This is a genomic window from Embleya sp. NBC_00888 (assembly GCF_045207655.1).
Taxonomy (GTDB): domain Bacteria; phylum Actinomycetota; class Actinomycetes; order Streptomycetales; family Streptomycetaceae; genus Embleya.
This window is the reverse complement of sequence record NZ_CP108784.1, coordinates 6,515,994-6,529,474: the sequence shown is the minus strand read 5'-3', so window position 1 is coordinate 6,529,474 and position 13,481 is coordinate 6,515,994. Positions and strand designations below refer to the sequence as shown.

Sequence of the window (13,481 nt, the reverse complement as noted above, 5' to 3'; positions counted from 1 at the left end):
TGCGGGTTCGGTGAATGCGGTAAGCGCGGTGGGTGTGGCGGGCGCGCTGGGTGCGCTGGGTGAAGTGGCTGGGTGGAGCGGGGCCCGGACGACCGGGGCCGGCCTCCGCCGGGGATCGCGCCGCCGCCGTCAGCGGGTGATCGGCAACGCGAAGTCGTCGTCGGCCACGATCCGGTACGTGCTGTTGAGCTGCCACGGGCCGACCAAACCTTTGATCCGCTCGGCCCGTCGCCGTTCACTCGCCCCGATCCGGTCCAGCCACTCGGGAACCTGCTCGGGAGTCGCGTCGACCAACGCGACCGTCAGGAGCTGCTGCGGGTCGGCAAGGTCGATCGCGCTGAGCACACGCCTCGGATCACCCGCGAACCGCTCGTCCGGAAGCCACGCATCACGAAAGGTCGGATAATCCACGCCGTCGTTGAGTCGCCGTACCATCGCCCCGATCAGCATGTCCCTCGTTCCTTTCCAGCCGTTGTCTTACACCGTAAGTGCGATGCGGAACCAGCTTCTCTTACGGCGTAAGAATGGTCAAGGGACTGCTCACCCGAGGTCGCGCTCCTCCGGGGATCGTTGGCCAGGCGATCCCTTGTCGAGCGATCGGTCATCAGACGACCGCTCGCTCTCCGGCTCCCGTGCCTGTCCGGCCGGGCTCACCCCGTCTCGCGCTTCGCGCTCACTCCCCGCGTTCCGCCGCGCTCCGCACGACGCAGAACTCGTTGCCTTCGGGGTCGGCCAGTACCGCCCACCCGGTCCCGTCCGGGTTGCGCCGATCGTCGACCAGGCGGGCGCCCAGGCCCAGGACACGTTCGACCTCCGCGTCACGCAGGCCGGTCGTCGGCCGCAGATCCAGGTGTAGCCGGTTCTTCCCCGCCTTCTCCTCCGGAACCTGCAGGAACAGCAACGTCGGCCCCTCTTCCAGGAGCACCTCCACTTCGGGGTCGCCGGGCTTGTCCTCAGGGCCGAGCGGGCGGCCCAGGACCTGGGACCACCACGAGGCCAACGCGTACGGGTCGGCGCAGTCGACGCTGACGTGCAGGACGTGCGAACTCACGTGTACACCTCCGATTCGAGGCCCGAACGGCGCATCGAATCGATGGACGCCGCGAGGACCGTGGGCCGTGGATCCTACCCATGGGCCGAACCGGTGACATACGTGTGGAACGGCCCCGGCGCGGCGACCTATACGAGGTTCGCACACGATTTCGGAGGCCGACATGAGCGATCTCGACACGTACGGCGGCGCGCCCGACGACCCGGGCGTACTCGTGGTCACCACCAACGACGTGCCGGGCTACCACGTACAGCGGGTAATCGGCGAGGTCTTCGGCCTCACCGTGCGCTCCCGCAACATCGGCAGCCAACTCGGCGCGGGCTTCAAGTCGATGGTCGGCGGTGAACTGCGCGGCCTGACCAAGACACTGGTGGCAAGCCGTACGGAGGCCGCCGAACGCCTCGTCGAACAGGCCCGGAGCCGGGGAGCCAACGCGATTCTCGCGATGCGGTACGACGTCACCGACGCGGGCAACGGTACGGAGATCTGCGCGTACGGCACGGCGGTAGTGCTGGTCCAGGCGTAGTTCGGCGCACCCCGGGGCGGGCCGGGCGGTCGGGAGAGCCGGGGGGTCGGGAAAACCGGGCAGGCCGGGCGGTGCGCCCGATCGCGAGGGGCGATCCGGAGACACGCGCCGTGCGCCGTGCCCCTATTCGATGCCCGCCAACAGCGCCGTGATCGCCAGCGCGAAACGCTCGTCGTGGTCGGCCTGGGTACCCAATCCGGCCGCCAACGCCTGGGCGAGACAGGGGAGTTCATCCGAACCGTGCGGCGGGGTGGGCGGGGCCGCGTCGGCGGGGTCCAGTTCCGCCAACGTGTGGCCGATCACGAACGTGGTGACCGCGTTGAGGAGTTGGAACGCGCGAAGCGGCGCGAGGCCCTCCGCGACCAGGGCCGCCACGGCGCGTTCGACGGCGGCCAGGGCGTCCGGCGTGGCGACCGGGCGGGTCGCCACGAGCGGGACGACCGACGGGTGGCTGAGCAGTTCGGCGCGGAAGGTGTGGGCGAACTCGGCGAGCCAGACGGTGCGCGGCCCGGTCGGCTCGGGTGACACGCCGGCGACGATCCGCTCGACGAGGCCGTCCAGGACGGCGTCCTTGTTCGGGACGTAGTGGTACAAGGTCATCGCCTCGACGCCGAGTTCGGCCCCGATCCGACGCATCGAGAGCTTGCCGATGCCGTCCCGATCGGCGAGCGCGAGGGCCGCGTCCAGGACCTGCGCACGGGTGAGTCGACCCATCGGGTCAGGCCAGCCCGAGCAGATCGGCGTGCCGCTCGACCGCGTACGCGAAGAACGCGTCGGCGGGGTCGGCGCTGCCGGCGAGTTGGCCGAAGAGTTCGAAGCTCACAATGCCGAACACGCCCGCCCAGGCGAACACCGCCCGAGCCAGCACCGACGGCTGCACGTCCAGCGCACCCGCCTCGACCACCGCCTGGAACTGGGTCGCGAGCGGCCCTGGGAGGGCGGATTCGCCGGCGGGGCGGGCGAAGTCGTGGGCCGAGTCGCGCAGGATGCGCAGGAGCGCGGCCGGGACGCGGGTGAAGGGGACGTTCGTGTCCTCCGGAGCCTGATATCCGGGCACCGGCGAGCCGAAGATGAGCGCGTATTCGTGCGGATGTTCACGCGCCCAGTCCCGAACGGCGGCACACAGGGCGCGCCAGGCGGCTCGCGGGTGCTCGGCGGGAGCCGCCGCGTCGACGGCCCGCTCGACCCGCTCGCCCACGGCGTTGTAGGCGTCGACGATCAGCGCGGTCAGCAAGTCGTCCCGGCTCGGGAAGTAGCGGTACAGCGCGGACGAGGCCATACCGAGCTCGCGAGCGACGGCGCGCAGCGACAACTGCTGAGCACCCTCGGCCGCAAGGTGGCGACGCGCGGCCTCCTTGATCTCGTGGGTCAATTCGACTCTCGCGCGGTCGCGCGCCGTACGGGGAGCTGCGGTCATGCGGCCAGTGTGCCAGACACCAGAGCACTGCACATAAACGAGAGCACCGCTCTCTCACACCCGCTCGGAGTACCTCCCCCAGCCACACCCAAGAGCACCAGACCCCAAAGAGAGCACCGCTCTCACAACACCAAGCACCACAGACGCGCACCCCGATCACAATCAAGAGCACCGCTCTCCATCAAGATCACCAGACGCAACCATGAACACCGCTCCACACGCGAGGGCGGCGGCCCCCTGCCACCCCCTCTTCGCTTTGCTCCACCCGCACGCTCACCGCCAGTGCGAGATACGCGGCGCGAGATGCGCAGTGCGCGGCGCAAGACGGGCGGCGCGCGGCGCGAAATGCGCGGCGCCCCGCGCACCAGAGAAACGAGAGCGCCGCACACCAACAAGAGCATCGATCGTTCCAAGCCGAAGCACACTCCCATTGATCGCAGCCACACGCGTCACACCAAGCCCGGAGAGCACATCACCGCAACGAGAGCACCGCTCTCGCAGGCCGCCCTGTGCTCACCGAGCACCGATCGCAACCGAGAGCACCGCTCTCCACCATCTCCGCTCTCCGCAGGCCGGCGCGGGGAGCGGGGAGTGGGGAGCATCGCTCATAGACAAGAGCACCGCTCTCCGGAGTCCCTGTAGGCCGGCGCGGAGATAGCGGAGCACTGCTCACAGGCGAGAGCACCGCTCTTGTGGTGCGGGGCAGTGCGGTGCGGCTCTCGCTCCCGCTCCCGCTCCCGCCCCCAAGCGCACGCTGATCGCAATCGTGAGCACTGCTCTCCGTTGAGATCGCCGAACGCAACCATGAGCACCGATGCGACCCGCGACCCCCGACGCGCGCAGCAGGGCCGGCCGGCCGTCGGCCTCCGCCCCGCGAGGGCATGGCGCCGCGCGGGCTCAGCCGTGTCCGGGCGTGACAACGTAACGTCCTATCCACGTGACGACGTGCCACCCTTGCGAAGGATGACGCTGCCCCCACCGGCACGAGCGTCAGCCGACCCCACGCACGAGCCCGTCCCGATCGGCGCCGACGGCTCCACCCGATCCACGGCTGACAACCGGCCGGCGCACGAGGATGCGATTCGGCCGCGTGGCGCGGCGGGAGTCCGGGGAGGGGAGGCCCGATGGGCCCGGTGCGTAGGGTCCGCCGCGCGGCCGAGGCTTGTGCGCCTGCGCCCCTTGTGCGCCCCCGGGGTGCCTCGTTGCGACCGTGTCCGTCGGTGCGCCCCACCGGCCAACCGGTCCGATATGTCGACCATGGCCGGTCGATACCCCTAACCTTCAGGAGCGTGGTGGTCCACCCAAGATGGCTCGGCCGGGGAGGCACACATGACCGAACGTGGTGGGCGGCTCATCCGAATCCCGTCCGAGCGAGGCCAGTTGCTGCTCGTGGAGGGTGGTAGATCCGGGCGGGGACGGCGTTCGGACAGTGGTGGCAACCTGGTCGCGATGTCGGCTCTGACGCCGCATCAGCTCTTTCCGGACGCCGCCGCCGATGTCGTTCAGTTGCCGGACGCGGTCCAGCCGCACGCCGTTCGGGCTTATCTTCAGGCCGCCGGTGCGGTGGACGGGCCGGTGATCGTGTACCTGACCGGCCGCCTCCTGCTCGACCGGAGACGTCGCGAACTGCACCTCGGGCTGCGTGATTCGACTCCCAACTCGGTCCGGTACGACGGGCTTCCGTGGTCCTGGGTGGTCGAGTTGCTGGGTCCTCGGCCGGCCGAGAACACCCTGGTGATCTGCGATCTGACGGCCGGCCGGGAATCCTGGGAGGCCGCCCGCGAGCGGGCGCACGAGTTGTGCCAGGGCATTCCGCTGTGGGGCGTGTTGAACCCCCCGGACGTCAAGGGCCCGCCGGATCCGTTCACTCGGGCGCTGGTGGCCGCGCTCGGGCAGGGCTTCCCGGAATTGCCGGATCCCGTACCGGCCGAGGAGATCCATCCGTTGCTTGCCGAGCGGGCCCGACTGGCGCCGGACACCGTCGAGTTCGCGCCGTCCGCCGGGTCGCTCGCGTTGGCCAACTGCTCTCCCGAGGCCCGGCCGCCGACCTTGCGTACGGCCGTCCGGCGGCTCAAGGCGGTCACTCCGCGTGGCAACGCCGCCGGCGGGACCGGGGTGTCGGCGCTGTCCGCGGTGCCGCCGAACGGCATGACCCCGGCGCAACGTTCCGGCCTGCGCGGCTCCGGCGTCGTCGGTGGCGGCGTCGCCCCCGAGCCCACCACCCACCGGCCGCCGCTCTCCGATCCCCGCGCCGACCCTCGCGCCGCCCCCCGCGCTGATCCGGGCACCGAACCGGACGCGCACCCGCCCACCCGTTCGCGGGACGAACCCGGGGTCGGTCGACGCGCGTTGGGCCTGGTGCGTTCCGCGCTCACCTCCGGGCCGGACGACGAGCCCGAGGTGCCGGGTACCAGCCTGCGCGAGGCGCTCCGGGCCGGCGTGGCCAAACCGGGCAGCCGTCCGCTGGGCCAACCCGCCCGCGGGGACGGCGTTCCGCCGTCGACCGGGCGCGGCGCCGCGACCCCGGCCGCCCGTACCAAGCCGCGCCCACCCACCAAAGCCGCCCTCTTGGATCGTGAGCCGGAGTTCCCCGGCCCGGCGTACCGCGCCGCGGACGACCGGGCCAACAGCCCGACGACCGGCCCCGCGAAGGACGGTGGGTACCGCGCCGCCGAGGGCCCTGCGGCCGAGCCCGCGTACAACCCCGGGGCGGGCATGGCGAGGCGGCTCTCGCCACGCCCCGCCGCCACCGCCAAGTCGAGCCGTCGTGCGACCGGTTCGGCCCCGCGCCCGCATCCCGAGCCGCCGCCTCCGCCGCTGCCGCCTCGGATAACCGTGCGCATCCAGACCTCGGACGCGAGTGCCCTGACGCCGACTCCCGCGCGCCGGCCACCGGCCACGAGCCCCACTCAACTACCCCCGGCGCTCGCGCCACATCGAGGCATCGGACCGAGCCGGCCGATGTCGATGCCGGTCCGCGGCCGGGCGGTCGCGCCCACACCGGCCCGCCGGGCACTGTCGCAGGGCGCGTCGGCGGCGGGTGCGCTGATTCGGCCGGCGGACGTACTGCCCACGTACTGGAACGAGTTGGCCGCCATCCGGCACGCTGCGGACACCGGGCGCGGCATGGAGGCCTGGCAGAAGGCCGCCGAACTCAGCATGCACATGGAGAAGTTGGTCGGCCCCGCGCATCCGGGGACGCTGGACGCACAGGCGATGCTGGCGTTCGTGAGCGCCGGTCTGGGCCGAGTCGCGGACGCGGTGCTGATCTACTGCCAGGTCGCCGAACGCGGCGCCGAGGCGGTCGGCCCGCAACACCCGAGTACGATCGCCGCCGCCGACAACGCGCTCAAGGTCTGGCTGCGGGTGGCGGACGCCCGCGAGTCGGTACGTCTGGGGCCTGCCGTCGTAGCGATGCGCGAACGTGTCCCCGGGCCGGCCGATCGAGGTCTGGAGACCGCTCGGGCGCATCTGACCCGGATGCGCTTCATTCTCGACCCGGCCGCGGCGGACCCCCGCCCACGGCCCGAGCCCCGACCCGAGGCCCAGTCCGACACACGCGCCGAGGCTCACCCCGAAACGGACGCCGCCCGCCGCCCGACCACGGTCCGAGGCGCCCCGATCCGACGCCGACACGCCAAGACCTGAACCGGGGCTTGCACCAGGCGAAGATCCGAACCAGGGCCTCGACCACACGAGGTTCCCGCCCCGGCCCGGCCGGGACAGGACAGGACGGGACGGGACGCGCGGACGTATGTACGTACGTACGTGCCTGTGTACCTGTGTGCGTACGTGTGCGTGGCTCCCCCGGCCGGCATCGCCCAGACGCCGGACCTCGCCATGCCCACGGGTCACCCCACATCACCGACGCCGCGCCTCCTACACGAACGCGCTTCCGCCCCGGCCCGGCCGCGAAGCCGACGCGGGGTGACCGGGCCCCGCCGGTCAGGGGACGGTGGGCCGGCCCGGGAGGCCAGGGTTCACATCGGCATGCGGACAAGGCCGCACTCGGGTGCCGAACTCGACTGCGGAAGCCCAGAGTCGTACCGACACCGGCCCAGGCCGCCACGACACGCTGTCGCTCGGACCGGGCCAGATCGGGCCGGCACCAGGCCGGGCCGACCCGTGGACACACGTACGCTCCGCCTGCATCACAAAGGACAGGCAAGCACCAGGCCAAGTCCCACAAGGCACACGCGCACACGCGCGCACGGGCACCCGGGCACACCTGCACCCGCACCCGCACCCGCACCGGATTCTCACGAAGCCGCGCGACACAGGCCACACACGCGGCACAGCCCGACGGCAAGCCCCGCATCAAGCACCCCGCACAAGAGCCGGCAGATTCCTCCCCGACAACCGATCAGCCAGGAAACCAAGTTCACCCCCCGGCGACGCCAGACCCACGCCGCAGGCCACGCACCGGGAAGGCCACTCGCCAATCACCTCACCGCGCAGCGGCGCCCCCATCGTCCTCCTCCGCCCCGGCGCCCTCGTCTCCACCCACGTGGCCCTCACCAGCCCCCTCCCCCACCGCCCCATCCGCCCACGCATCCCCCGCCTCGGCCTCCACCCCACCCGTCGCGCCCTGCGCAGGCCCCGGTGAATACCCCGACGGCCCCACCCGGAACGGGCCGTCGATGCCCTCGCCCAGCACGATCACGCCACCTCCGCCCGCAAGCCCAGCGCAACCGCCACCGCCGGCACCCCCGCCCTCTCCACAACACCCGCGCCCATCCGCCTCCGACCCGCGAGCGCCCGCCTCGCCGCCCATTCCGATCCGGCGCGCGTCCGCGTACCAGCGGTCGATCGAACGGGCGAAGTCCGGGTCCCGGTCGGCCCGCAAGGACAGTGCGCCGGCCAGCGCGTGGGCCCGCGTGTACGCCCGCAGGCCGCCGGGCGCCTCGTGACCGAGCAGGGTCAGTTCCAACTCGCCCGTGGGCACCGGGGCTCGCCGGTGCGGTACGGGCGACTCGCCCCCACCCGACGAAGTCCGCGATATCGCCCCCGGATCGCTTCCCGACTCCGGCCCCGACCGCGGCCCTGACGCGCTTCCCGACTCCGTCTCCGACTCGGCCCCCGACTCGCTCCCCGACGGATCCGCCGCACGCGGCAGCGGCGTCCGGACCAGTTCCACCAGGCGTGTCCAGGCGAGTCGGCCGGCGTCGCCCCCGGCTCCCGCCGCGAGTCCGCTCAGTAGATCCACCGAGATCGATTCCACGCGATACCCCTTGCATTGGGCGATAACGGTGGGTCCACGGTAGAACGCGACGACACGACGGCGGGCCTGAACCGCGTGCGCAAGTCTCCCCCAATCGATCTCCCGGCTTCGGCAAAATCCTCCAGTTTTGTCCCACCGCGACCTCGCCGCACGCGCCACTACCCCCTCGACCCGGACCGTCCCCCCGGCCTCCCCCCTGCCTCGCCCCGACCGTCACCCGACCGCCCTCGGGCCACCCCCGGGCAGCCCCCGGGCCACCGACCGACCGTCCCCACCCGCGCGCCCGGCCGTCCCCCGCCCACGCGCATCGGACCCGTCGCATCCGCCCAGGTACGGGCGTTGGTCGGGATCAGAATCGCAACCCGTTCCATTTCTTGGCGTTCGCTCTGGTAGCGCGCTACCGGCCGGTACTAAGGTCACTCCACGCGTTGGCCCAGGGGGTCGTCCCTTCCCCCTGGTCCGACGTATCCGCACGGCCCTGTTCCCTCAGCACCCCCGCGCGCTCATGCGCATCCCCGCGCATCCCCGCACATCCGTGTGCACCCCTGCGCACCCCTGTACCTCGATAGACCCACGCTCGTCGAGGAGGCCGCATGTCTTCCAGCACTTCCCCATCGGGCCCGCCCGCCGCGAGTGATCCCGAGCCGTCCACGAAGCCCACGGCACCGGCACCCTCCGGCCCGCTGCCCGCGCTGCTCCGCGGCCTGTGGCACCGGCAGTTGGACCACTATCCGGCCAACGGGCCGCGGATCTTCTACCTGTCCATCGTGGTCGTCGGCTCGGTGATCCTGTACTACGAGCTCTACATCCAGTACGCGGTCTCCACGCTGCTGATGCACGAGTACGGCATGACCTTCATGTACGCGACGATGATCTCGGTCGTCGGCAACGCGGTCGGCGCGTTCGCCTCACTGCTGGCCGGCCTCGCCGACCGGTGGGGGCGGGCCAACCTGGTCGTGTATGGCCTGGCCCTCACCGGCGTACTCGTGCTGTTCGCGTTGCCCAACGCGGAGAGCAAGGGCTGGTTCATGTTCTTCATGGCCCTGGTGAACATCGTCGAGGGCATGGCCCTGGTCGCCACGCCCGCGCTGATCCGCGACTTCTCGCCGCAGGTCGGCCGGGCCGGGGCGATGGGCTTCTGGACGCTGGGTCCGATCATCGGCAGCCTGGTGGTCACCACCGTCAGCAGCAACACGCTGGACACGAGCAGTTGGCAGGACGAGTTCCGGTACGCGGGCATCGCCGGCCTGGTCGTGTTCGTGATCGCGCTGTTCGGTCTGCGCGAACTGTCCCCGGCGCTGCGCGATCAGCTCATGGTCTCGCTGCGCGACAAGGCGCTGATCGAGGCCAAGGCACGCGGCCTGGACGTGGAGGTCGCGCAGAAGAACCACTGGCGACAGATGATGCGGCTGGACATCCTCGCGCCGGCGCTCGGGATCAGCCTGCACCTGATGTTCTACTACACGGTCGTCGGCAACCTGGTCGTCTACTACTCGACCGTCTACGGGTATTCCGAGCAGCGCACCAACGCGCTCGCCAACTGGTACTGGGGTGCCAACGCGATCGCGCTCGTCGTGGTCGGGATCGCGTCCGACCTGACCCGGGTGCGCAAGCCGTTCATGATCGTGGGTGGCGTGGGGACGGTGGTGTTCACGTTCCTGTTCGCGCTGACCACCAACAAGCCGGACACGGGCTACTACACGTTCGCGTGGCTCCTGGTGGGCATCGGCGTGTGCAGCGGGCTGACGTACGCGCCGTGGATGGCCGGGTACACGGAGACCGTCGAGAAGCACAACCCGGCGGCGACCGCGACGGGGCTGGCGGTGTGGGGCTGGATCATCCGGATCGTGGTGTCGGTGTCGGCGGTGTTCACGCCGGTCATCGTCACCTCGGCGACGCCGCTGGTGAACCACGGCGAGGAGGTGGTCGCGGCGCAGGCGGACGCGGGCCCCGCGCTGGAGTTGGTGATGAAGGATCCGGCGCTGTTCGTGCAGTTGGCCAAGTTCCCCGACCGCGCGTCGATCCCGATCGAGCTGCAGATCAAGGCGTTGCAACTGGCCGGTGGCGACATGGCCAAGCTGAATCTGGTCGAGCAGAAGCAGAAGTCGCTCGGAATCCTGATCGACCACGGCGAGGAAGTGCAGAAGGCGAAGGATCGCGCGAGCGACGAGTGGATGCGCTGGTGGTGGCTGACGCTGGCGTGTCAGGCGCTCTTCATCCCGTGCGTGTTCGTGATGGCCGGCCGCTGGAGTCCGCGCAAGGCCCGGGAGGACGAGGAGGCCCACGCGCGTCGGGTCGAGGAGGAGTTGGCCGCACTCGGCACCGGCGGTTCGACGGGCGTCACGCAGCCGGTCTGAACCCCCGGGACCGGAGAGCCCCACTTCCCTGGAGACCCCTTCCGAACCGAAGCACCCCGCCGCCGTGGAGAACCCCTCCGAACCGGAGAACCCCTCCGAAGCGGGGAGCCCCTCCGACCGGGAAAACGCATCCGAACCGGAAAACGCCGAGGGCCGGCGCCGCACATGAAGTGCGGCACCGGCCCTCGGTCGTGCTGATCGGTGAAGATCAGAGGCGGTTGATGTTCTCCGCCTGGAGGCCCTTCTGGCCCTGCACGACGTCGAATTCGACAGCTTCGCCCTCGACGAGCTCACGGTAGCCGTTGCCCTGAATCGCGGAGAAGTGGGCGAAGACGTCGTCGCCGCCACCGTCCTGCGCGATGAAGCCGAAGCCCTTTTCCGAGTTGAACCACTTCACGGTTCCGGTAGCCATATTTTTCTCCCTACATGTGGGCCGATGAACGAATCCACACTTCGTGAATCCGGGCGTCGCCGCGTTTTTCGCCCTCATTTCGGAAGCTACCGAAATGCAAAATGCGCCTGTAGTGAACAGCTCTACAGGCGCACTCAGAAGATGATGCGAACCACAACTGCAACAGGCTCAAGACTAACACAGGACGAGACCGAGATCGAGTCCTGCCGCAAAACGGCCGGATCAGACCGCTTCGTGGCGTGCTCCGCCCGCTCGATGTCCAGGGTGTGATCGGTGTGTCGCGGGGGTGCCGACAGGACGCCGTCGAGTCGACCCGATCAAGCAACTGCGCGCGCATTACCCACCTGTTACAGATTCCAAACCAGCAAACCTGGACATCACGCCTCACGGGGTGCCACCCTGATCCCGCCGAACCCCACGCGTCACCGCGAACGGGTTCGCGCACCCGGGCCGGGTCGCTCAGGATCGACCTCACCGGGGCCCAGGGCACGTCCTCGCGACACGCCCTCGCAGACCCACCTCGCCCCGCCTCCCGCCTGGACGCCCGTGTAACGCCCCGCACCTGCCTCGGCCGCTTCGAGCGGCCCCGCGACCGTGCCGCCATCGCCGCCGGTCGCCACCACGCGCGGCCCGACGTCCCCGTACGCACGCCCGCGCGGACACCACACACAGAGCGTCCAGCCACGTCGTACCGCCCTCTCGTCCTCTCGACTCGACGGGCCCTCGGCCGGCCACGCTCCCCTGCCCCGCCGCGCCCACCGGCCGCCCGCCGGCCCGTGCGCGGTGTTCGGCCTGCCGTACCGGCCCGTTCGGGAAAAGAGCTCCACCCGTGTCCGTATTCACCCTGCCCGCGCGCGCCCGCGCGAGCCGGTCCGACGCTGCGCGTGTCCGCGCGAGCCGGCCCGGCGCGGCCGTCGCCGCCATCTCGGTACTGGCCTCGGCCGGCTATCTGATGGCAAACCTCCTGCCGATCTTCCTCGACGCCGTACGTACCGGCCTGGGACTGTCCGGCACCGCCGCCGGCGCGATCGGCACCGCCGTACTCCTCGCCTCCGCACTCGCGGGCGCCGGCATCACCCGGGTTGCCGGGCGGGCGGGGCGCGAACGGCCGGCCCGCGCCGGGCTGATCCTGATGGTCGGCGGCTTCACGCTCGCGGCGCTCACCGGCAGTACGTGGCTCGCCGTCGCGGGCGCGATCGTCGGCGGCGCGGGGAGCGGGATGGCTCTGACCGTGGCCACCGCCGCGATGGCCGGTACGGCAGACCCGGCCCGCACGTCCGGCCTCGCGCTGCTCGCGGTGGCCCTGTCCGGGACCGCGTTGTACGTGCTGGTCCCGGTGCTCGGCGGTGGGCGGGGCGCGACGGTGGGTGTGCTGGCGGCGGTCGGGTTGAGCGCGTTGCCGATGGTGCGGCATCTTCCGGCGCCCGCGGCCACGCTCGATCCGGCCGCCGCGCTCGGACCGGCGCCACAGCGTCGTACCGGGCTGCTGCTGACCACCGCCGTCGGCGTTCGTTCGGTGGCCATGAACGCGCTGTGGGCCATCGCGGCGGGCGTCGGCACCGATCGGGTGGGCCTGTCCGCCGCGACGGTGAGCGCGCTGTGCGCGGCCTGCCTATTGGCCGGCGTCGTCGGCGTCGTGATCGCGACCTCGGTCGGTCGGGGCCGCGCCCGAACCGTCCCGCTGGTGACCGCGGTGGGCGCGGGCGGACTGGCGGCGCTCGCGCTGACCCTGGCACCGCCCGGCGGGGTCGTGCTGTACGCGGTGGGCCTGCTCGGCTGGAACGCCTCGTGCCAGGCGGTCACCACGTACGTCCTGGGCGTGGCCGCGGGACTGGACGCGCGTGGTCGGTGGAGCGGCCTGGCGATGTCGGCCAACACCTTCGGCACGGCGTGCGGCCCGATCGTCGGCCTGTCCGCACTCGCCGCGTTCGGCGCACCCACCACCGGCGCCCTGATCGCCCTCACCGCCGCCCTGTGCACCCTCCCCCTCGCCCACGCGGCCCGGACGGCCGACACGCTCACCGGCGCGAACACGAACGCGGAGGCTCTCTCGCACCCGGGCGAAGGCCCGGACGCGGAACCGAGTGCGGCCCTGGGCATCGACATGAACGCGAGCGGCCTCGAATCGCGAGACGAGATCTCCGGGACGGACAAAGCCCGGCACCCGGGCATCGTGGCCGTCGCAGGTGCACCCGGCCCCGAACGCGTCTTCTCCCCCACGACCGCAGCCGCAGCCGCAACCGCGACTGCAACCACGACCAGCGTGGGCGTGGGTGCGAGCCCAGGCACGAGCCCGGGCCCGGGCACCGCAACCCGACGCAGGCCGATTCCGTCCCGGCGTTCCACCCGCCCCCGAGCACGAACGCGAACACGCGCACGGGTGGGCAACCGAGCCGACTGACCCACCGGTCCGCACCCTCCGGGCGGACGAACCCGGCCGCGAGGGCGGTTCCGGACGCGGACGCGGACGCGGACGCGGGCGTCGGCGCGCGTGTCG

Annotated in this window: 10 protein-coding genes; 4 read left to right on the top strand and 6 right to left on the bottom strand. The window is 71.6% G+C overall.

Annotation, left to right across the window (positions count from 1 at the left end; genetic code table 11):
- Positions 1–129: 129 nt before the first annotated feature.
- Together OG948_RS27860 and OG948_RS27855 are read right to left on the bottom strand one after the other, a co-directional pair.
- Complete coding sequence (locus OG948_RS27860; RefSeq protein ID WP_406299067.1) at positions 130–450, bottom strand: hypothetical protein; 321 nt, start codon at positions 448–450, stop codon at positions 130–132.
- A gap of 223 nt (positions 451–673) precedes the next feature.
- Positions 674–1,051 (bottom strand): VOC family protein, encoded by a 378-nt coding sequence (locus OG948_RS27855; RefSeq protein ID WP_395859622.1) that lies wholly within the window; start codon positions 1,049–1,051, stop codon positions 674–676.
- A gap of 163 nt (positions 1,052–1,214) precedes the next feature.
- On the opposite strand from OG948_RS27855, the gene OG948_RS27850 reads away from it, so the two are divergent.
- Positions 1,215–1,577, top strand: a complete 363-nt coding sequence (locus OG948_RS27850) for a YbjQ family protein (protein ID WP_406299066.1) — start codon at positions 1,215–1,217, stop codon at positions 1,575–1,577.
- Positions 1,578–1,700: 123 nt separating this feature from the next.
- On the opposite strand, the gene OG948_RS27845 is transcribed toward OG948_RS27850, so the two are convergent.
- Both OG948_RS27845 and OG948_RS27840 read right to left on the bottom strand, forming a co-directional pair.
- Positions 1,701–2,291: a TetR/AcrR family transcriptional regulator C-terminal domain-containing protein gene (locus OG948_RS27845; RefSeq protein ID WP_406299065.1), complete on the bottom strand. Its 591-nt coding sequence runs from the start codon at positions 2,289–2,291 to the stop codon at positions 1,701–1,703.
- A 4-nt stretch (positions 2,292–2,295) separates the two neighbouring features.
- A complete protein-coding gene (locus OG948_RS27840; RefSeq protein WP_406299064.1) occupies positions 2,296–2,994 on the bottom strand; it encodes a TetR/AcrR family transcriptional regulator in 699 nt (232 codons plus the stop codon).
- Positions 2,995–4,323: 1,329 nt separating this feature from the next.
- Between OG948_RS27840 and OG948_RS27835 the strand changes: the two genes are divergently transcribed.
- Positions 4,324–6,642 carry a hypothetical protein gene (locus OG948_RS27835; RefSeq protein ID WP_406299063.1) on the top strand — a complete coding sequence of 773 codons (2,319 nt, stop codon included), beginning with the start codon at positions 4,324–4,326 and terminating at the stop codon, positions 6,640–6,642.
- A gap of 799 nt (positions 6,643–7,441) precedes the next feature.
- Here the strand turns inward: OG948_RS27835 and OG948_RS27830 are convergent.
- Positions 7,442–7,939, bottom strand: coding sequence for a hypothetical protein (locus OG948_RS27830; RefSeq protein ID WP_406299062.1), 498 nt, complete (start codon positions 7,937–7,939; stop codon positions 7,442–7,444).
- An 869-nt stretch (positions 7,940–8,808) separates the two neighbouring features.
- On the opposite strand from OG948_RS27830, the gene OG948_RS27825 reads away from it, so the two are divergent.
- Positions 8,809–10,572, top strand: a complete 1,764-nt coding sequence (locus tag OG948_RS27825) for an MFS transporter (RefSeq protein ID WP_406299061.1) — start codon at positions 8,809–8,811, stop codon at positions 10,570–10,572.
- Positions 10,573–10,780: 208 nt separating this feature from the next.
- On the opposite strand, the gene OG948_RS27820 is transcribed toward OG948_RS27825, so the two are convergent.
- Positions 10,781–10,984: a cold-shock protein gene (locus tag OG948_RS27820; protein ID WP_020555278.1), complete on the bottom strand. Its 204-nt coding sequence runs from the start codon at positions 10,982–10,984 to the stop codon at positions 10,781–10,783.
- An 829-nt stretch (positions 10,985–11,813) separates the two neighbouring features.
- Here OG948_RS27820 and OG948_RS27815 point away from each other — a divergent pair.
- Entirely contained in the window at positions 11,814–13,385 is a 1,572-nt protein-coding gene (locus OG948_RS27815; protein WP_406299060.1) for an MFS transporter, read from the top strand.
- Positions 13,386–13,481 lie beyond the last annotated feature (96 nt).